General features: G+C 73.4%; 18 protein-coding genes. 6 read left to right on the top strand and 12 right to left on the bottom strand.

Annotated elements, in window-relative coordinates:
• The first annotated feature begins 170 nt into the window (after positions 1-170).
• A complete protein-coding gene (gene eat, locus SYYSPA8_RS18470; RefSeq protein ID WP_323448313.1) occupies positions 171-1697 on the top strand; it encodes an ethanolamine permease in 1527 nt (508 codons plus the stop codon).
• 109 nt (positions 1698-1806) lie between these two features.
• Positions 1807-2556 carry a gamma-glutamyl-gamma-aminobutyrate hydrolase family protein gene (locus tag SYYSPA8_RS18465; RefSeq protein WP_323448312.1) on the top strand — a complete coding sequence of 250 codons (750 nt, stop codon included), beginning with the start codon at positions 1807-1809 and terminating at the stop codon, positions 2554-2556.
• Here SYYSPA8_RS18465 and SYYSPA8_RS18460 read toward each other — a convergent pair.
• From SYYSPA8_RS18460 to SYYSPA8_RS18445, 4 genes are all read right to left on the bottom strand, one after another.
• Positions 2500-3246 (bottom strand): helical backbone metal receptor, encoded by a 747-nt coding sequence (locus tag SYYSPA8_RS18460; protein ID WP_323448311.1) that lies wholly within the window; start codon positions 3244-3246, stop codon positions 2500-2502. The two genes, SYYSPA8_RS18465 and SYYSPA8_RS18460, sit on opposite strands and share 57 nt — an antisense overlap.
• 3 nt (positions 3247-3249) lie before the next feature.
• Positions 3250-3891 (bottom strand): helix-turn-helix domain-containing protein, encoded by a 642-nt coding sequence (locus tag SYYSPA8_RS18455; protein WP_323448310.1) that lies wholly within the window; start codon positions 3889-3891, stop codon positions 3250-3252.
• A 175-nt stretch (positions 3892-4066) separates the two neighbouring features.
• Positions 4067-5857: an ABC transporter permease/substrate binding protein gene (locus SYYSPA8_RS18450; RefSeq protein WP_323448309.1), complete on the bottom strand. Its 1791-nt coding sequence runs from the start codon at positions 5855-5857 to the stop codon at positions 4067-4069.
• Positions 5850-6977: a quaternary amine ABC transporter ATP-binding protein gene (locus tag SYYSPA8_RS18445; protein ID WP_323448308.1), complete on the bottom strand. Its 1128-nt coding sequence runs from the start codon at positions 6975-6977 to the stop codon at positions 5850-5852. Before SYYSPA8_RS18445 ends, SYYSPA8_RS18450 begins: the two co-directional genes overlap by 8 nt.
• A 239-nt stretch (positions 6978-7216) precedes the next feature.
• Between SYYSPA8_RS18445 and SYYSPA8_RS18440 the strand changes: the two genes are divergently transcribed.
• Positions 7217-8122, top strand: coding sequence for a 5'-3' exonuclease (locus tag SYYSPA8_RS18440; protein ID WP_323448510.1), 906 nt, complete (start codon positions 7217-7219; stop codon positions 8120-8122).
• 89 nt (positions 8123-8211) lie between these two features.
• Positions 8212-9054, top strand: coding sequence for a siderophore-interacting protein (locus tag SYYSPA8_RS18435; protein WP_323448307.1), 843 nt, complete (start codon positions 8212-8214; stop codon positions 9052-9054).
• 176 nt (positions 9055-9230) lie between these two features.
• On the opposite strand, the gene SYYSPA8_RS18430 is transcribed toward SYYSPA8_RS18435, so the two are convergent.
• Complete coding sequence (locus tag SYYSPA8_RS18430) at positions 9231-9983, bottom strand: MerR family transcriptional regulator (protein ID WP_323448306.1); 753 nt, start codon at positions 9981-9983, stop codon at positions 9231-9233.
• 92 nt (positions 9984-10075) lie between these two features.
• Between SYYSPA8_RS18430 and SYYSPA8_RS18425 the strand changes: the two genes are divergently transcribed.
• Together SYYSPA8_RS18425 and SYYSPA8_RS18420 are read left to right on the top strand one after the other, a co-directional pair.
• The gene (locus SYYSPA8_RS18425; protein WP_323448305.1) at positions 10076-11176 is read left to right on the top strand and encodes a hypothetical protein; all 1101 of its coding nucleotides are present in this window, start codon (positions 10076-10078) and stop codon (positions 11174-11176) included.
• 186 nt (positions 11177-11362) lie between these two features.
• Complete coding sequence (locus SYYSPA8_RS18420; protein WP_323448304.1) at positions 11363-12724, top strand: cryptochrome/photolyase family protein; 1362 nt, start codon at positions 11363-11365, stop codon at positions 12722-12724.
• An 87-nt stretch (positions 12725-12811) separates the two neighbouring features.
• Here the strand turns inward: SYYSPA8_RS18420 and SYYSPA8_RS18415 are convergent, their stop codons facing one another.
• The 7 genes from SYYSPA8_RS18415 to SYYSPA8_RS18385 all read right to left on the bottom strand — a co-directional run bounded on the left by SYYSPA8_RS18415 (position 12812) and on the right by SYYSPA8_RS18385 (position 20031).
• Positions 12812-15643: a DEAD/DEAH box helicase gene (locus SYYSPA8_RS18415; RefSeq protein WP_323448303.1), complete on the bottom strand. Its 2832-nt coding sequence runs from the start codon at positions 15641-15643 to the stop codon at positions 12812-12814.
• Between the two features lie 75 nt (positions 15644-15718).
• Positions 15719-16618 (bottom strand): diacylglycerol kinase, encoded by a 900-nt coding sequence (locus tag SYYSPA8_RS18410; protein ID WP_323448302.1) that lies wholly within the window; start codon positions 16616-16618, stop codon positions 15719-15721.
• A gap of 47 nt (positions 16619-16665) precedes the next feature.
• Positions 16666-17634, bottom strand: coding sequence for a twin-arginine translocase subunit TatC (gene tatC, locus SYYSPA8_RS18405; protein WP_323448301.1), 969 nt, complete (start codon positions 17632-17634; stop codon positions 16666-16668).
• Positions 17635-17692: 58 nt separating this feature from the next.
• Positions 17693-17992, bottom strand: a complete 300-nt coding sequence (gene tatA / locus SYYSPA8_RS18400) for a Sec-independent protein translocase subunit TatA (protein WP_323448300.1) — start codon at positions 17990-17992, stop codon at positions 17693-17695.
• A gap of 325 nt (positions 17993-18317) precedes the next feature.
• On the bottom strand, positions 18318-18521 hold the full coding sequence (locus SYYSPA8_RS18395) for a hypothetical protein (RefSeq protein ID WP_323448509.1): 204 nt from the start codon (positions 18519-18521) through the stop codon (positions 18318-18320).
• Positions 18522-18760: 239 nt separating this feature from the next.
• Positions 18761-19021, bottom strand: a complete 261-nt coding sequence (locus tag SYYSPA8_RS18390) for a hypothetical protein (RefSeq protein ID WP_323448299.1) — start codon at positions 19019-19021, stop codon at positions 18761-18763.
• Positions 19022-19026: 5 nt separating this feature from the next.
• Positions 19027-20031 (bottom strand): helix-turn-helix transcriptional regulator, encoded by a 1005-nt coding sequence (locus SYYSPA8_RS18385; protein WP_323448298.1) that lies wholly within the window; start codon positions 20029-20031, stop codon positions 19027-19029.
• Positions 20032-20034 lie beyond the last annotated feature (3 nt).

Here is a 20034-nt window from a genome sequence, read left to right as displayed (position 1 = left end):
TCGCCGGACGCCGCGACGAGGGCCGGGGAGCGGGAGGCCGGGGAGCGGGAGGCCGGGGGCCGGGGGAGTCCGAGGGGAAATCGTCACCCGCCCGTTGCCCGCGCGTCTTGCGCACACCCCGCCCCGAGGGCAAAGGTGTCTGCCTATACCTTTGAACGCCAGGAGCGCCCATGGCCGAAGGAACCACCGACCGCGTCCCCTCCTCCCCGCCGCCCTCGCCGCCCTCGAAGGAACCCGGCGATTCCCCCGGCTCCCCCGGCAGTGACGCCTACTTCCGGCGGCGGGCCCTGCGCCGGGGCAGCGCCGGCTGGCTGCTGCTCACCGGCCTCGGCGTCGCCTACGTCGTCTCCGGCGACTTCTCCGGCTGGAACACCGGCCTGGCCGAGGGCGGTTTCGGCGGCCTGGCCATCGCCACCCTCCTCATGGGCGTGATGTACGCCTGTCTCGTCTTCGCCCTCGCCGAACTCTCCGCGATCCTGCCCACCGCCGGCGGCGGCTACGGCTTCGCCCGCCGCGCCCTGGGCCCCCTGGGCGGCTTCCTCACCGGCACCGCGATCCTCATCGAGTACATCCTGGCGCCCGCCGCGATCTCCATCTTCATCGGCGACTACGTCGAATCCCTCGGCCTGTTCGGCCTGGAGTCCGGCTGGCCCGTCTATCTCGCCTGCTTCGTGATCTTCATAGGGATCCATCTCTGGGGCGTCGGCGAGGCCCTGCGCTTCTCCCTCGTGGTCACCGTGATCGCCGTCGCCGCCCTGCTGGTCTTCGCGGTGGGCGCGTTCACCGAGTTCGACGCGGGCAACCTCAACGACATCCCCGCCGACCCGGACGCCTTCGGCTCCGGCTCCTGGCTGCCCTACGGACTCCTCGGCATCTGGGCCGCGTTCCCCTTCGGCATGTGGTTCTTCCTCGGCGTCGAGGGCGTCCCGCTCGCCGCCGAGGAGGCGAAGGACCCCGTCCGCTCCCTCCCCCGCGCGCTCGCCGTCTCCATGGGCGTCCTCGCCCTGCTCGCGCTGCTCACCTTCCTCGCCGCCACCGGGGCCGCCGGGTCCGCCGCGCTCCAGGACGTCGGCGACCCCCTCGTCCAGGCGCTCCAGGAGGACGGCGAGCCCACCGCGCTCAGCCGGCTCGTCAACTACGCGGGCCTGGCCGGGCTCGTGGCCTCCTTCTTCTCCCTCATCTACGCGGGCTCCCGGCAGCTCTTCGCCCTCTCCCGGGCCGGCTATCTGCCGCGCTTCCTCTCCCTCACCAGCAGCCGCAAATCGCCCTACCTCGGACTCCTGGTCCCCGGCGCCATCGGCTTCGCGCTCGCCGCGTCCACCGGCGACGGACCGCGCATGCTCAACATCGCCGTCTTCGGGGCGACGATCAGCTATGCGCTGATGGCGCTCTCCCATATCGTGCTGCGCCGGCGCGAGCCCGGTCTGCACCGCCCCTACCGCACCCCCGGCGGGGTCCTGACCTCGTCCGTCGCGTTCGTCCTCGCCCTCTCCGCGCTGGTGGCGACGTTCCTCGTGGACCGGGAGGCGGCGTTCATCGCCCTGCTCGTGTACGGGGTCGCCATCGTCTACTTCGGCTCCTACAGCCGGACCCGCCTGGTCGCCCGCGCGCCCGAGGAGGAGTTCGCGGCACTCGCGGCGGCCGAGGCCGAACTCGACCGTTCGCAGCCCCGTATCGCGCGGGAACCGGGAAAGTGATCCGGTGGGGCGCAACCACCGCCCCACCGGACCGCCCCACCGGGCAGCACCACCGCACAGGCACAAGCACGGCAGCACCACAGCACGGGAGCAACGGAAGCACGTGAGCATGAAGCCCTTGATCGGTGTCACCACCTACCTCGACCAGGCCGCGTGGGGGGTGTGGCGGATGCCGGCCGCGCTGCTGCCCGCCGCCTACCCCGACCACGTCCAGCGGGCCGGCGGCATCGCGGCCCTGCTGCCCCCCGACAGCGCCCAGGAGGCCGCGCACGTCGTGGCCCGCCTCGACGGGCTGGTGATCGCGGGCGGCGCGGACGTGGAGCCCGTACGGTACGGGGCCGAACGGGACCCCCGCACCGGGCCGCCCGCCCGGGAGCGGGACGCCTGGGAGCTGGCCCTGATCCACGCCGCCCTGGCATCGGGCACTCCGCTGCTCGGTGTCTGCCGGGGGATGCAGCTGCTGAACGTGGCCCTCGGCGGCACCCTCCACCAGCACGTCGACGGCCACACCGGCGGCACGGGCGTGATCGGGGCGCACCTGGTGAAGCCGGTGCCCGGTACCCGTTACGCCGCGATCGCGCCCGAGGCCACCGAGGTCCCCACCTACCACCACCAGGTGGTGGACCGGACGGCCCCCGGGCTGACCGTGAGCGCCCACGCGGAGGACGGGACCGTCGAGGCCCTGGAGCGCGACGGCGGCGGCTGGGTCCTGGGCGTGCAGTGGCACCCCGAGATGGGCACCGATCTGCGGGTGCTGCGCGCGCTCGTGGCGGCCGCCCGGGAGCACGCCGCCGGGGGCGGGTCAGTGCAGCGCCGCGCGCAGGGCGGCCCCGAGCACGGCGGGCGCCTCGGCGAGTGAGGGCCCGTACCAGGTGAGATGGCGCCCGCTGACGAATGCGGCGGGCAGCCCGTCGAACGCCTCGGGACCGTCGCCGGCGGTGAAGCGGTACGGCTCGTCGGGGAGCACCACCAGCCGGGCCCCGGCCCCGCGCAGCTCGGGCAGCGGGATCCGGGGGTAGCGCTCGGGGTGGTCCGCGTACACGTTCCGTACGCCGAGCCGGGCCAGCAGATCCCCGGCGAAGGTGTCCCGGCCGAGGACCATCCACGGCCGCCGCCACACGGGAACGACGGCGGGGACGGCGGCCGGGACCACGGCCGGGGCCGGGTCGGCTGCGGCCGGTCCCAGGGCTGCCCAGGCATCGGCCGCCCGGTCCAGCCAGCCGGGCCGGGGCAGTCCGCAGCCGGTGACCAGGACCCGTTCCAGCTCGCTCAGTGCCTGGTCGAGCCCCCGGACCTCGGTGACCAGGACCTCCGCTCCCCCGGCGCGCAGGGCGTCGAGATCGGCGGGCCGGTTCTCCTCCTCGTTGGCGAGGACGAGGTCGGGGCGCAGCCGCAGCACGGCCGCGATGTCGGGGTTCTTGGTGCCGCCGATCCGGGCGGCGGTGAGGGACGCGGGGTGGCTGCACCAGTTGGTCACCCCGGCCAGCAGCCCGGGGACGGTCTCCGCGACGGCCTCCGTCAGCGAGGGCACCAGCGAGACGACCCGCACGGCTCAGGCGTCCCCGGGCGGTTCGATGTGGTCGGCGACGGTGACGACGACGATCCGGGTCTCGGGGACGGTGGCCCGCCAGCGGTGCGGCACCCCGCCGGAGAGGAAGAGGGTGTCGCCCCGGCCCAGGCGGTAGGCGCGGCCCTCGGCCTCGACCTCCACGGCGCCGTCGGCGACGTACATCAGCTCGTCGTTGCGGTGCTGGAACTCGCCGTCGGTGTCGTGCTCGCCGGTGAACTCCAGGGCCTCCAGCTGGTGCCGTCCCCGCACCAGACGGCGGGTGCGGGGGCCGTGGTCCGGCCCGGCGGCGGCCTGCGTCCCGGTGGCGGGGCCGGCCGGGGCATCGGCCCCGAGGGTGTGCGCCCCGGCGGTGTCCGCCCGGACGACGGCGACGGTCCTGGCCGCGTCGGATGCCTCGATCAGCTTGCTCGCGGTGGTGCCCAGCGCGTCCGCGACCCGTTCGAGGGAGCGGGCGCTCGGCCGCGCGCGTTCGTTCTCGACCTGGCTGAGGAACGGTACGGACAGTCCGCTGCGCTCCGCGACCGCGGCGAGCGTGAGATCGAGCGCCCGCCTGCGCCTGCGCACGGCGGCGCCCACCCGAAGACGCTCGGTCTCCTTCGGGTCCTTGCCGTCCTTCGCTGCCATCCGCCGGGCTCCCCTTCCTGGTCCTGTCTCACCATACGCAGCTTCCGGCACAGGCCGCGCGCATACGATTGTCCGGCCGGCGGCCCGGAAGGGGAAACGGGACGGGGCGGCCCCGCCACTGGCGAGAACCACCCCGTTCCTCAGAGTGACGGCGCACCGGGCGCCGACCGGGTCGCTACACCGGTGCCATAGCGTCCTCGACCTGCGGATTCTTCTTCAGCCAGGTGCGTACGGCGAGCTGCTCCTCGCCCTTGTCGGCCTTCTGGATCTCGGCTTCCAGACTGGTCAGCTGCTTTTCGGTCAACTTGAAGTCCTTCAGCCAGGCTCCGATCTCCGGGTGATCGGAGGAGAACCCCTTCCGGGCGACGGTGTGCACCTGGTCGCCGGTGCCGAAGGCGCCCTTCGGGTCCTTCAGCTTCTTCAGCTCGTAGGTGCTGTAGGCCCAGTGCGGCGACCAGAGGGTGGTGAGGACGGGCTCCTTCTTCTGGTACGCGCGCTTCAGCTCCGCGAGCATGCCGGGCGTGGAGCCGTCGATCACGCGGTACTCGCCGTCGAGGCCGTAGCTCTTCAGGACGTCGTCCTTGAGCAGGCCCATCATCCCGGCGCTGGGCTCGATGCCGATGATCCGGCCCTTGAACGTCCCGGCGCGGCCCTTGAGGTCGTCGAGGGAGTCGATGTCCTTCACATAGGCGGGCACGGCCAGCTCCAGGGAGGTGGGGCCGTACCAGGAGCCGAGGTCCTCCAGCTTGTCCCCGTACTTCTTCCAGTACTGCTCGTGGGTGACGGGCAGCCAGGCGTCGGTCTGGAAGTCGATCTGGCCGCCGGCGAGCCCGGTGTAGAGGGCCCCGGCCTCCAGCTGCTGGGTCTCGACGGTGAAGCCGCGGCGCTCCAGCACCTCCTTCCACAGGAAGGTGGAGGCGATGCCCTCGTCCCACGGGATGTACCCGATGGTGATCTCCTCGCCCTTGCCGATGCCGCCGGCCCGGGAGGTGGAGCGGTCGTCGCCGAAGACGCTCATACCGCCGGCGACCAGGGCGAGGACGACCACGCCGACGACGGCGAACGACGACTGGGGGCGGTAGTTCCAGATCCGCCGGCCGCCGGCGGCGCTCTCGGCCCGGGCGCGGGCGCGGCGGCCCAGCGGGGAGACCTGGCGGCCCAGCTCGCCGGTGATCCGGTCGAGGTACATGGCGAGGATGACGATGGAGAGGCCGGCCTCGAAGCCGAGACCGATGTCGACGTTGCCGATCGCGCGGTAGACCGCGCCGCCGAGCCCGCCGCCGCCGACCATGCCCGCGATGACGACCATGGAGAGGCCCAGCATGATCACCTGGTTGACGCCGGCCATGATCGTCGGGACGGCGAGCGGGAGCTGCACCCGCAGCAGGGTGTCGCGGGGGGCGGTGCCGAACGCCTCGGCGGCCTCGACCAGCTCGGCGTCGACCTGGCGGATGCCCAGCTCGGTCATGCGCACGCCGGGCGGCAGGGCGAAGACGATGGTGGCGATGATGCCGGGGACCACGCCGACGCCGAAGAAGATGATGCCGGGGATCAGATAGACCATGGCGGGCATGGTCTGCATGAAGTCCAGGACGGGCCGCAGGACCGCGCTGACCCGCTGGGAGCGGGCCGCCCAGATGCCCAGCGGCACGGCGATGGCGAGCGTGACGAGGGTGGCGACCAGCACGAGCGCGAGGGTCGACATCGCCTCGTCCCAGAGCGCCAGGGAGTCGATCAGCGCGAGGCCGGCGAAGGCGAGCACACCGGCGGCGAGGCCGCGCAGCCACCAGGCGAACACGGCGAGGATGCCGGCGAAGAGCAGCGGCGCGGGGGCGGAGAGCACGGCGGCGACGCCGTCGTACATGCCGGTGACGACCGAGCTGATGGCGTCGAAGAGCCATTCGAGGTGGATCTGGAGGGCGTCGACACCGCGGTCGACCCAGTCACCGAGGGGGATCCTAGGCACGGGCCACCGCCTTCACGGTGGTCGGGGCCTGGGCGACGGCACCGGCACCGGCACCGGAATCGGGTGCGTCGGCCGCGTCCACCGCGGGCATGGGCTCGCCGAGGACGGCGAGCAGCCGGGCCCGGGGCACGACGCCGACGAGGGCGCCGTCCTCGTCGACGACGGCGACGGGGGCACCGCTGGCGGAGCAGGGCGTGAACAGCTCCACGATCGGGGTGCCGGCCCGGACGGCGGCGGGAGCGGCGGCGATCACCTCGGCCGGGTCGTCCGCGCCGTCGGGATCGTCCATGATCGCGCCGGCGGTGAGCACCCGGGAGCGGTCGACGTCCTGGGTGAAGGAGGCGACGTAGTCGGTGGCGGGGGTGACGAGGATGTCCTCGGCGGTGCCGAGCTGGACGATCCGGCCGTCCTTCATGACGGCGATGCGGTCGCCGAGCCGCATGGCCTCGTTGAGGTCGTGGGTGATGAAGACGATCGTCTTCTTCAGCTTCCGCTGGAGCTGGAGGAGCTGGTCCTGCATGTCACGGCGGATCAGCGGGTCGAGCGCGCTGAAGGACTCGTCCATGAGGAGCAGGTCGGCATCGGTGGCGAGGGCGCGGGCGAGGCCCACGCGCTGCTGCATGCCGCCGGACAGCTCGTCGGGCCAGGAGTCCTCCCAGCCGGCCAGCCCGGCGAGGGCCAGCGCCTCGGTGGCCCGGCGGTCGCGCTCGGCGCGGGGGACGCCCTGGACCTCCAGACCGTAACCGGCGTTCTCCAGCACGCTGCGGTGGGGGAAGAGCGCGAAGTGCTGGAAGACCATGCTGATCCGCCGGGAGCGGACGGCGCGCAGCTCGGCCGGGCCGAGGGTGGTGAGGTCCTGGCCGTCGTAGAGCACCCGGCCCGCGGTGGGGGTGAGCAGTCCGTTGAGCATGCGCAGGAGGGTGGACTTGCCGGAGCCGGAGAGGCCCATGACGACGAAGATCTGGCCGGGCTCGACGGTGAAGGAGGCGTCGATCACGGCCGCGGTGGTCCCGTCCGCGCGCAGTTCCTCGCGGTCGGCACCTCCTTCCAGCCGGTTGATCGCTTCTTCGGGACGTCTGCCGAACACCTTGTGGACGTGTTCGGCCTGGAGCCTTGACACATGAACCTCTCGGGTTGGAATGGGAACGGACCGCCACCCCCCGGCGGACGGTCCGTGGAGCCCGGCGGGACCGGCCCGCACACCCCGGTCGTTGAACGTGCAACGGGGTGGGCTCCGGGTCCGCGCCTGCCCCGAACATCCGGGACCAAACGGAAGAGTGATCCACTTCACAGCGGGCCGGGTGGGCCGGGGCGGCTGTCGGTGGGGTGCGGCATGATCGGGGGGTGACGCGACGCCTGATGCTCCTCGACACCGCCTCCCTCTACTTCCGGGCCTACTTCGGGGTCCCCGACACGGTCCGGGCCCCGGACGGCACCCCGGTGAACGCCGTGCGCGGACTGCTGGAGTTCATCGACCGGCTGGTGCGGGACCACCACCCGGACGATCTGGTGGCCTGCTGGGACAACGACTGGCGGCCGCACTGGCGGGTGGAGCTGATCCCCTCGTACAAGGCGCACCGGGTGGCCGAGGAGTCGGCGGCCGGTCCGGACGAGGAGGAGACCCCGGACACGCTGGCACCCCAGGTGCCGGTGATCGCCGAGGTGCTGGACGCGCTCGGCATCGCCCGGGTCGGCGCCGACGGGTACGAGGCGGACGACGTGATCGGCACCCTGACGGCGCGCGCGGACGGCCCGGTGGACATCGTCACCGGCGACCGCGATCTGTACCAGCTGGTGGACGACGCGCGCGGGCGCAGGGTGCTCTATCCGCTGAAGGGCGTGGGCACGCTCCAGACGACGGACGAGTCCTGGCTGCGGGAGAAGTACGGCGTGGACGGCCCGGGGTACGCGGATCTCGCGCTGCTGCGGGGCGACCCGAGCGACGGCCTGCCGGGGGTGCCGGGCGTCGGCGAGAAGACGGCGGCGAAGCTGCTCGACGCGTACGGGGACCTGGCCGGCATCATGGCGGCCGTGGCCGACCCGGCGTCCCGGCTCACCCCCGCGCAGCGGCGCCGGCTGGACGAGTCCCGGGAGTATCTGGCGGTCGCGCCGAAGGTGGTCCGGGTCGCCACCGACGTGCCGCTGCCCGCCTTCGATCCGGCGCTCCCCCAGACCCCGCGCGATCCGGCGGCCCTGGAGGCACTGGCGGCGCGCTGGGGCCTCGGCGGTGCGCTCCAGCGGCTCCTGACGACCCTGCGCGGATGAGGAAAGCGGTGCCTCCGGGCTGAGATCCCGCGTACGGGGTGTTAACTTAGGCTTGCCTAAGCATTATTACTGAGCCCAGGGAGACCGCCGTGGCAGAACGACCGTCCCGTCAGGCACCGACGTCCTACGAGGCACGTGTGGTCCACACGGAGCAGCTGACGCCCCATATGACGCGGGTGGTCTTCGGCGGCGCGGGCCTGGCGGAGTTCTCCCTGGAGGGCTGGGCGGACAGCTATGTGAAGCTGCTGTTCCCGCCGGCCGGGGTGACCTACCCGGAGCCGTTCGACATCGAGCGGATCCGGGCCGAGTACCCGCGCGACCAGTGGCCCGCGAACCGCACCTACACCGTGCGGAACTGGGACGCGGTCCGGGGCGAGATGACCGTCGACTTCGTCGTCCACGGCGACGAGGGTCTCGCCGGTCCGTGGGCCGCCCGCGCGTCGGCGGGCGACTCGCTCCACATCCTCGGCCCCGGCGGCGCCTACAGCCCCGACCCGGCCGCCGACTGGCATCTGCTCGTGGGGGACGAGAGCGCGCTGCCCGCGATCGCCGCCGCGCTGGAGGCCATGCCCCAGGGGGCCGTCGTGCACGCCTTCGTCGAGATCGAGGACGCCGGGGACGAGCAGAAGATCGTCAGCCCGGACGGGGTCGCCGTGCGCTGGCTGCACCGCGCGGGCCGGCCGGTCGGCGAGGCCCTGGTCGCCGCCGTGACCTCGCTGGACTTCCCGGAGGGCGCGGTGTGCGCCTTCGTCCACGGCGAGGCGGGCTTCGTGAAGGAGCTGCGCCGCCATCTGCGGCTGGAGCGCGGGGTGCCGCGCGAGGCCCTGTCGATCTCGGGCTACTGGCGGCTCGGGCAGAGCGACGAGGCGTGGCGCGCGGTCAAGCGCGAGTGGCACGCCCAGGTCGAGCGGGAGCAGGAGCAGGCCGCCTGACCCGCCCCACGACTCTTCCTACCGACGGCCCGGCCGCCCGCGAGGCGGCCGGGCCGTCGCGCTGCGGCGAGGGCGGCCGGGGGCGGGGGCGCCGCCGGGCCACCGTCCCCCGGCCGAGCCCGACCCCTCGCCGTCGTCGCCTCCCAGCCGTGGCCGCGTCCGTCCCGCCCGCCCGCTCAGCCGGCGCCGGACGGATCGCCCGCGCCCGGGTCCGTGCCCGCGTTCCCGCCCCCGCCGCCATCGGCACCGGCACCGGCATCGCCGTCTCCCCCGCCCCCGTGGCCGGTGGGGTGCCCGAACAGCTGGGCCGACCGGTTGACGTGCGCGAGATGCCGCAGTGAGGTGATCATCGAGGCCCCGACCGCCGTACCGATGATCGCCCGCTCCACCACGCCGTCACGGTCCCTGTCGACGGTCACGTAGTCGAGATCCGCCAGCGCCATCCCGTCCGCGGCCTCCGCGTAGACGTCGAGGACATCGGCGAAGTCCCCCCGCCCCAGCCGCTCCAGCGCCGCGAGCGCGGCGGCCAGCGACTCCCGGGCCGGACAGTCGTGCCCGACGTGCCAGCCGCGCCGCTCTATCAACTCCCCGACCCGCTTGCGCGCCGCCGCGAGCACCTCGTCCCGCTCGCCCTCCGCGTACTGGGGCACGAGCAGGTCCGTCCCCACGCCGAGCACCTTGTACACCGACAGATCCGGGTCGTCCACGGCGGCGAGCACGTCCGCGACGGCGGCGACCCGTAGACCGCCCACGTCCACCAGGGCCCGGATCAGCCGGAGCCGGTGCTCGTGCGTCTCGCCGTAGTCCGCCTGGTTGGGGCTGGTCAGCTGACCGGCCTGGAGCAGGCCCTCCCGCAGGTAGTACTTGATCGTCGGCACCGGCACCCCGGTCCTGCGGCTCAACTCGCCGATGCGCAACGCGCCTGCCACCTCTCCGTGCTTGCTCTCTCCGTCCCCATCATAGATAGTGGCGCCCACAGATAGTGGACATCTCCACTATCCATAAATCAGGGGGTAGGCGCATGTCCGACCGTTCCACCAGCATGTCCAGATCCGGCGACAGCGGTCCGATACCGGGGCCGGCCGGGACACTCGACCCGAACGGGGATCCGGCCGGGGCCGCCGGCTCCCCCGGCCCGGCGGCCCACCGCGCCACCCCCCGCCCCACCGTCGGCCACGCGCTCGCCGACTGGCTCCACTGGCACCGGCCCCTGCTCGCCACCGCCGCTCTGACCGCCGCCATCGCCGTGTTCTGCGTGGTCGGCCTGATCGTGGACGAACGCACCGTCACCAACGCGCCCGTCTGGCTCAAGCCGCTGAAGTTCTCCGTCTCCTTCGCCCTCTACACGCTCTCGCTGGCGTGGATGCTCTCCCTCTCCTCCCGGGCCCGGCGCACGGGCTGGTGGGCCGGGACGGCCGTCGCCGCCGCCGTCGTCGTGGAGATGGTGCTGCTCCTCATCCAGGTCGTCCGGGGCAGGCGCAGCCACTTCAACCAGGAGACCCCCTTCGATGAGACCATCTGGTCGCTGATGGGCAACACCATCGTCGTCCTGTGGGTGGCGTCCCTGGTCGTCGCGGTCCTGCTGCTGCGCTCCCCGCTCACCGACCGGGCCGGGGCCTGGGCCCTGCGGCTCGGCTCCCTGATCGCGCTCGGCGGCGCCGCGCTCGGGTTCCTGATGACCCTGCCCACGGCGGAGCAGGACGAGGCCGCCGCCAGGGGCGAGGAGCCGACCACCGTCGGCGGGCACAGCGTCGGCGTCCCCGACGGCGGGCCCTCGATGCCGCTGACCGACTGGTCCACCACCGGCGGCGATCTGCGCATCCCCCACTTCGTGGGCATGCACGCGCTCCAGCTGCTGCCGCTGTTCGCGTTCGCGCTGGTACTGCTCGCCGGGCGGCTGCCCCGGCTGCGCGACGAGACCGTCGGCGTACGGCTGGTGATCACCGTGGCGGCGGGGTACGCGGGGCTGGTCGCCCTGACCACCTGGCAGGCCCTGCGCGGCCAGCCGCTGACCGAGCCGGACGGGGCGACCCTCGGCACGCTGGCGGCGCTGATCGCCGCCACGGCGGCCGGGGTGTGGTTCTCCCTGCGGGGCCGGTCCGCCCGCCGCTCCACGGTCTGAGGGCCCACAGCATCACTCGGACGGGCGAGGACACCGGGCCCGGTACGGCGGCCGCCACCACCCCGCGCGTGCGACCATCTGCGGGCGCGGACCGCACCCGCACCCGCACCGCACACCCCACCGGCCCCGGCGGCCCCGGTGACGGACCGCACCGTACCGCCCGCACCGCCCGAGGAAGGACGGCGAATGACCGTCTCCGTCATGCTCTTCACCTCCGATCTGCGGGTGCACGACCAGCCCGCCCTGGCCGCCGCCGTCCGCGAGGCCGACGAGGTGGTCCCCCTCTTCGTGCTCGACCCCGGGGTAGGGAAGTCCGGCTTCGCCGCCCCCAACCGGCGGGCCTTCCTCGCCGACTGCCTCGCCTCGCTCGACACCGGGCTGCGACAGCGCGGCGGCCGGCTGGTGATCCGCGCCGGGGAGACCGCAGGACAGGTCCGCCGGGTGGTCGCCGAGACCGGGGCCCGGTCCGTCCATGTCGCCGCCGGCGTCAGCGCGTACGCCCGCCGCCGGGAGGACCGGCTCCGCGCCGAACTCGCCGGGGTCCGCTGCGAACTGCGCGTCCACGACGGGGTGGTCACCGCGCTCCCGCCCGGCGCGGTGACCCCCGCGAACCGCGACCACTTCGCCGTCTTCACCCCGTACTTCCGCCGCTGGGAGGCCACCGGGACCCGGCCGGTCACCGCCGCGCCCCGGACCCTGCGGGTGCCCGAGCTGGCCGGCCATCCGCTCCCCGACCGCGCGGCGGTGACCGGGCTCTCCCCGGCGCTGCCCCGGGGCGGCGAGCACGAGGGCCGCGCACGGCTGCGCGCCTGGCTGGCGCGGGGGGTGTCCGCGTACGAGGACCGCCACGACGACCTGCCGGGCGACGCCACCTCCCGGCTCTCCCCCCATCTGCACTTCGGCGCCCTCTCCGCCGCCGAACTCGTCCACCGGGCCCGGCGCGCGGGCGGCCCCGGGGCCGACGCCTTCGTCCGGCAGCTCGCCTGGCGGGACTTCCACCACCAGGTGCTGGCCGCCCGGCCGGACGCGGCCCACGCCGACTACCGCCCGCGCGGCGACCGCTGGCGCGACGACGAGAAGGAGATCGCCGCCTGGAAGGAGGGCCGCACCGGCTGCCCGGTCGTCGACGCGGGCATGCGGCAGCTCGCGCACGAGGGCTGGATGCACAACCGGGCCCGGCTGCTGACGGCGAGCTATCTGACCAAGACGCTGTACGTGGACTGGCGCGTCGGGGCCCGCCACTTCCTGGACCTGCTGGTCGACGGGGACCTCGCCAACAACCAGCTCAACTGGCAGTGGGTGGCCGGCACCGGCACGGACACCCGCCCCAACCGGATCCTCAACCCCCTCGCCCAGGCCCGGAGGTTCGACCCCCGGGGCGAGTACGTACGCCGCTGGGTGCCGGAGCTGGCGGAGCTGGGCGCGGCGGAGATCCACCGGCCGGAGAGCATCGACGCGGACCGCCGCTCCCGCCTGGACTACCCGGACCCCCTGATCGACCCGGCCGAGGGCCGCGCCCGCTTCGCCCGCGCCCGCGGCCTGGACTGAGCCCCCCGTACCGCCACTCACGGCGTACAGCCGACTGCCCCGGCACCGGGAGTCCGGTACCGGGGCAGCCGGCCGGCCACCGGGCGATCAGCCCACGGAGCTGTACGCCACCACGCCCCTCAGCAGGGCGTCCACCGCGCGGCGGGCGTTGCGCGCCACCGTGGAGCCGCCCTGGGCGGGGGCCGCCGCCGCGATCTGCCCCAGGACGTCGATCACCTGCTTCGACCAGCGGACGAAGTCACCCGCCGGCATCTCCGCCTCCCGCAGCACCTCGTCCAGGCTCTTGTCGGAGGCCCACTGGTACGCAGCCCAGGCGAAGCCGAGATCCGGCTCGCGCTGGCCCACGCCCTCCGTCTGGTTGATCCGGAAGTCCTCCTCCAGGGCGTCCAGCCGGCCCCAGATGCGCACCATCTCGCCGAGTGCCTGCTTCGCCGCGCCGCCGGGCACCTTCGGCGGCACCGCGTCGTCCGCCTGCCGCGCCTCGTACACCAGCGCGGAGGCACAGGCCGCCAGCTCCGCCGGGCTCAGCCCCTCCCAGACGCCGTCCCGCAGACACTCGCTGGCCAGCAGGTCCAGCTCGCCGTAGAGCCGCGCCAGCCGCCGGCCGTGCTCGGTGACCTCGTCCTCGCGCAGATAGTCCAGCTCCGTCAGGAGCGCCACGATCCGGTCGAAGGTGCGGGCGATGGTGTTGGTGCGGCCCTCGATCCGCCGCTCCAGCTGGTGGGTGTCCCGCTGGAGCCGGTGGTACCGCTCGGCCCAGCGGGCGTGGTCCTCGCGCTCGTCGCAGCCGTGGCAGGGGTGGGCCCGCAGCTCCGCGCGCAGCCGGCCGATCTCCCGGTCGTCGGCGGCTGCGGCCCGCTCCTTGCGGTGCCGCTCGGGCACGATGTGCCCGGCCTTGGTGCGCAGCGCGGACGCCAGGTCCCGCCGGGACTGCGGGGAGCGCGGATTGAACGACTTCGGGATCCGCATCCGGTCCAGCGCCTCCACCGGCACCGGGAAGTCGATCGACGCCAGCCGCTTGACCTGCCGCTCGGCCGTCAGCACCAGCGGCCGGGGGCCGTCGTGGTACTCGAAGCCCCGGTGGCCGCCCGTCCGCCCGGCCGGCAGGCCCGGGTCCAGGACCAGCGCGAGACCGGCGAACTTGCCCGTCGGAACATGGATGACATCGCCGGGCTTCAGCCGCTCCAGCGAGTCGGCGGCGGCCGCCCGGCGCTGTGCCGCGCCCTGCTTGGCCAGCTCCGACTCCCGGTCCTTCAGCTCGCGGCGCAGCCGCGCGTACTCCTCGAAGTCCCCGAGGTGGCAGGTCATGCCCTCGCGGTAGCCCTCCAGACCGGCCTCGTTCTTCTGGACCTGGCGGGAGATGCCGACGACCGACCGGTCGGCCTGGAACTGCGCGAACGAGGTCTCCAGCAGCTCGCGCGAACGGTGCCGCCCGAACTGGTGCACCAGATTGACGGCCATGTTGTACGAGGGACGGAAGCTGGAGCGCAGCGGATAGGTGCGGGTGCCGGCGAGGCCCGCCAGGGCCGCCGGGTCCATGGCCCGCTGCCAGAGGACGACCGCGTGGCCCTCGACGTCGATGCCGCGCCGCCCGGCCCGGCCGGTGAGCTGGGTGTACTCACCGGGGGTGATGTCGGCGTGCTGCTCCCCGTTCCACTTGACCAGCTTCTCCAGGACCACCGAACGCGCCGGCATGTTGATGCCGAGGGCCAGGGTCTCGGTGGCGAAGACGGCCTTGACCAGGCCCTTGACGAACAGCTCCTCGACGACCTCCTTGAAGGTCGGCAGCATGCCCGCGTGGTGGGCGGCGATGCCCCGCTCCAGGCCCTCCAGCCACTCGTAGTAGCCGAGGACATGGAGATCCTCGGTGGGGATGGCGCCGGTGCGCTCCTCGACGATCTGCCGGACCCGGGCCCGGGCGGCGTCGTCGTTGAGCCGCAGCCCGGCGTAGAGGCACTGCTGCACGGCGGCCTCGCAGCCGGCCCGGCTGAAGATGAAGGTGATGGCGGGCAGCAGCCCCTCGGCGTCCAGCCGCTCGATGACCTCGGGGCGGCCCGGGGTCCAGATCCGGCCCCGGCTGCGGCGCTCGCGCTCCCGGTCGGCCTCGCGGACCATCTTGCCCCGGCGGCGGTCGCGGGGGTTGTACGTGCGCTGGTTCTCCATCCGGGCCAGCCGGACGAGGTCGGGGTTGACCTCGCGGCGGCCGGTGCCGCGCCCGCCGTGGTCGCTCTCCTCCTCGAAGAGGTCGTACATCCGGCGCCCGGCCATCACATGCTGCCAGAGCGGCACGGGCCGGTCCTCGGAGACGATCACCTCGGTGTCGCCGCGCACGGTGTCCAGCCAGTCGCCGAACTCCTCGGCGTTGGAGACGGTCGCGGAGAGCGACACCAGCGTCACGGACTCGGGCAGATGGATGATCACTTCCTCCCAGACCGCGCCCCGGAAGCGGTCGGAGAGGTAGTGGACCTCGTCCATCACCACATAGCCGAGGCCCAGCAGCGACTGGGAGCCCGCGTACAGCATGTTCCGCAGGACCTCGGTGGTCATGACGACCACGGGTGCCTCGGAGTTGACGCTGTTGTCGCCGGTGAGCAGGCCGACCTTGTCCGCCCCGTACCGCTTGGCGAGGTCGGCGTACTTCTGGTTGGAGAGGGCCTTGATGGGGGTGGTGTAGAAGCACTTGCGGCCCTGGGCCAGGGCGAGGTGGACGGCGAACTCGCCGACGATGGTCTTGCCGGAGCCGGTGGGGGCGGCGACGAGCACGCCCTTGCCCGCCTCCAGGGCCTGGCAGGCGGAGATCTGGAACGGGTCCAGGTCGAAGTCGTACATCTCGCGGAAGGGGGCCAGCGCGGTGGCCTCCTCGGCGGCGCGTCTGCGAGCGGCGGCGTAGCGCCCGGCTGGGGAGAGATCCTCGGTCATCTTGCTGTCGAGCCTACCCAAGAGGTACGACAGTCAGCGCGGGGATAATTCCCCCCAGGTCGGAGGCCCGGCGCGCTACGGCAGTACGGCGCCCAGCACCCGTACGGCCTCCGGTACGCAGCGGGCGGTCAGCGGCAGCCGTCCGAGGGGTTCCCCGTCGGCGTATCCGGTGGTCCGCCGTGCTTCCAGGGTGATCGAGCGGACCTGGTGGGTGGTGACCGCGGGGTGGTCGAGATGGGTGCCCCGGTAGACGCGGGGGAAGACCCTCAGGAGCGTTCTGCGGTCGCATCGCGCGACCACGGTGACGTCGAGGAGTCCGTCGTCCATCCGCGCCCCGGCGCACATCCGCATCCCGCCCCCGTACAGCGGTCCGTTGCCGACGGCGACGAGGGTGGCCTCGACCTCCCGGACCGGTCCGTCGTCCAGGGAGATCCGGTACGGGATGGGGTGCAGCGCGGCGAGTTCGGCGAGCATCGCCAGGTCGTAGCGGAAGCGGCCGCCGGGCAGCCGCATCCGGTTGCCGCGGTCGGTGACCCGGGAGTCGAAGCCGGAGGCGAGGATGGTGCCGAACCAGCGCTCCCCCGCCCGGCCGAGGTCGATCGCGGGGGCCGGTCCCTCCTTGAGCGCGGCGGCGGCGAGCCGTCCTGCGCGGGCGGGGTCGCGCACGGGGAGCCCCAGGGAGCGGGCGAAGTCGTTGCCGGTGCCGACGGCGACGACCCCGAGCGGGGTGGGGGTGCCGGCGACCGCCTGGAGCGCCAGGGAGACGAGTCCGTCGCCGCCGACGGCTATCAGGGCCCCGGTGCCGCGGGCGAGGGCGTCCCTGGCCCGGCTCAGGGCGTCGGGGGCGTCCTCGCCGATGACGGTGCGGACGGAGAATCCGGCCGCGCGCAGCTCCCTGGCGGCGGGCTGGGCGGCGTGCGCGCCCCGGCCTCGTCCGGCGGCCGGGTTGACGAAGAGAGTGATCTCGCTGGTCATCCGCGTGACGTTACTGCACGGCGGGGCGTGGGCCGGCGGTATCAGGTTCAGGTGATGTCGTCGTAGCCGCTCCGGCGGTGGGCGCGGGAGCCGTCGGACTCCCCGGTGGACTGCGCGGGCAGGGCACGGCGGGCGGAGACGGTCTCGACGTCGCCGACGTCCTCGGGGGTGAGGTCCAGCTCGGAGGCCTCGTCCGCGTCGGGCTCCAGGGCCTCGCGGCGGGCCCGGCGCCGGTCGTTGAAGAGCGAGAAGCCGGTGGCGACGAAGTACAGGAGCACGATGGGGGTGGCGAGCAGCAGCATCGTGATCGGCTCGGTGCTGGGGGTGGCCACCGCCGAGAAGACGGTGATGCCCATGATCATCCCGCGCCACCAGCCGAGCATCCGGCGCCCGGTGATCACTCCGCCGATGTTCAGCATGACCAGCAGCAGGGGCAGCTCGAAGGCGAGGCCGAAGACGACGACCATGCGCGTCACGAGGTCGAGCAGCTCGTCGAGCGGGAGCAGGTTGTCCACGTCCATGGGCGTGAACTCGATCAGTACCTCAGCCGTGGTCGGCAGCACCTGGTAGGCGAACCAGCCGCCGCCGAGGAAGAGCGGGAAGCCGGCGGCGACGAACCAGAGCGCGTACTTCTTCTCGCTGCGGTGCAGACCGGGCGCGAGGAACGCCCAGAGCTGGTAGAGCCAGACCGGGGACGCGAGGACGACACCCGCCATCAGGGAGACCTTCAGCGCCAGCGTGAACGGGGTCAGCAGACCGTTGATCGTGATCTGCGCGCAGGCGGCGCCGTCGGGCTTCTTCGCCAGCTCCGAGAAGGAGTCCTCACAGCCCACCGACTCCAGGACGGGCTTGGTGAAGAGGTTGATGATGTCGTTGTAGAAGAAGGCGGCGACGACGGTGACGACGACGATGCCGAGCAGCCCCTTGGCGAGCCTGTTGCGCAGTTCACGCAGGTGCTCGACCAGGGGCATCCGCCCCTCGGGGTCCTTCTCCTTCTTGCGGGCAGACTTGAGCAACCCACGTCCTCATCTCGTGTGGCAGGCCCTCTCGCGGGGAGCGGGTCTCGGGGCGGCTCTAGCGCTGGGTGGAGTCCGTCGGCTCGGTCACCGGACGGGCGTGGCTGACATCGCCCGGTGCGGCCTTGATGGTGCGCGGGGCGGGCTGCTGGGCGTCCTGGCCGGGGGTCGGCGGGTCGGCCGGGGTGGTCTGCTGCTGCTGACCGTCCGACTTCATGGCCTTGGCCTCGCTCTTGAGGATGCGGGCCGACTTGCCCAGCGAACGGGCCATGTCGGGCAGCTTCTTCGCGCCGAACAGCAGGATGATGACGACGAGGATCAGAATGATCTCAGGAGCGCCGATCCGTCCACCGAACATAAGTGTGTACCTTCTCACCGAGGCGGCTGGGGGTGGGGCTGGCATGCGGCCGGACGGGCGTCCGGCCATCGTGCTGTCAGCGATCGTAACCCGGGTGAGTAAACACCGGGCAATGCCCATGCATACTCCACCTTGCGACGGAGTACCCCGCCACCTGGGCAGACGTGCCGTGACGGGCCTCGGGTTGCCTCCGGTACGACTCCCTTGCGATTTCCGGCCACCATGGGGGGATCTCGGCCGAATCTCTGTGCTCCGATGCACCGGAAGGTGAACTTCCGGAGGCGGCGCCCCGACGGGTCGGGGTCGGCGGAACGAGGTCGGCGGGTCAGTCGCGGCGCAGGGTGTCCGCGCCGCGCGCCAGCCCGGCGGCCGCCCGCTCCAGGTCCCCGGCGGCGCGGTCGATCCGCTCGGCGGTCCTGGCGACCTCCTGCCCCAGCCGGCGGGCCTCCAGGAAGACCCGGACACCGAGGACGCCGAGGACGGCGATACCGAGGAAGCCGAGGGCGACGGCGAGCATGGGCCAGAACATGGTCACGAGCCTAGGTCCTTTCTTTCGGATCAGGCTGGGTGAGGGAGCGGGGTCTGGTGCCGTGCATCGCAAGGCGGAGGAATGAGTCCCTGCGGTGGGGGTACCTCCCGGGCCGCCAGGCCCAGGGGGCCATCGGCGATTGACGACAACGCGGCGTGGGGGTACCTCCCGGGCCGCAAGGCCCAGGGGGAGTGCGGTGCCAGGGCACGCGAGCCCCAGCAAGATCCGGAAGAGAGGGCCTAAACGGTGAGCCGGAGGGTGCGGACGCCGCCGCCGGTGAGCAGTTCCACGATCCGCTCCCCCGCCGGCTTGCGCACCGGGGTGCCGCACTCCGGGCAGGTGAAGGAGTAGAAGGTGGTGCGGCGGCTGCCGCCGATCGCGAGCCGCAGGGCCTCGGCGGACAGTTCGATCCTGGCCCGGCAGTCGGGACAGGCGGCCCGGAAGAGCACGCCGCCTCCGGGTGCGGCAGCAGCAGCGGTGATGTCCGACATCAGCGACATATCACTTAGGCCTCCGGGGACTGTCCACCGCCGGCGGCGCCGTCCCCGGGCGCCTCCGTCGTCTCGTCATAGGCCGCCAGCGCCTCCCGGGCGGCCCGGCGCGCGCTCTCGGCCAGCTCCACCGGGGCGGTGATCCGCCCGTCCCGGCCCAGCCGCAGCGCCAGCCGGCGCAGTGACGCCGGGGACGGGGTCCGCAGGGTGATGCGCAGGCCGCCGCCGGGCAGTTCGTCGGCGCGGTCGTGCGGGTAGTACTCCGCCACCCACCGGCCGCCGGGCCCCACCTCGACGATCACCTCGGGATCGTCCGCCGACGGCTGCACCAGTCCCTCGGAGAGGTCCCGCAGCTCGATCTCGGGCGCCGCGGCGGGCGCGTCCAGCAGCCGGATCTCGGCCACCCGGTCCAGCCGGAAGGTGCGGCGCGCCTCGGTGAGCCGGCACCACCCCTCCAGGTAGGTGTGGCCGACCGCGAACAGCCGGATCGGGTCCACCTCGCGCTCGGTCAGCTCGTCGCGCGCGGGCGAGTAGTAGCGCAGCCAGAGCCGCCGGCGCTCGGAGATGGCCCGGTCCACGTCGGCGAAGACGCCGCCCTCGGACTCGAAGGTGACCGAAAGACGCGCGGACGCGCCGGCCGCTTCGCCGGCGGCCGTCTCCAGCTTCGCCGTCGCCCGCAGCAGGGCCTCCCGGTCGCCCTCGCGCAGCCCCGGCAGGGTCGCCACCGCGCGCGCCGCCACCAGGAGCGCCGTCGCCTCGTCGGCGGCCAGCCGCAGGGGCTCGGCCACGTCGTCGGGGTTGTGCCACCAGATCCGGTCGCCGTCGGTGTCGATGTCCAGCAGATCGCCGCCCCGGAAGCTGGTGCCGCACATCGGCAGCACATCGAGGTCCGAGATCAGCTCGTCCTCGGAGATCCCGAAGGCGCGGGCGACGTCGCCGACGCGGGCGCCGGGCCGTTCCCTCAGATAGGTCACCAGCGACAGCATCCGCCGGGTCTGGTCAATGGCGTTGGCGGCCATGCC

The organism is Streptomyces yaizuensis (genome assembly GCF_034961445.1).
GTDB lineage: Bacteria > Actinomycetota > Actinomycetes > Streptomycetales > Streptomycetaceae > Streptomyces > Streptomyces yaizuensis.
This window is presented reverse-complemented; position numbering and strand designations above follow the sequence as displayed.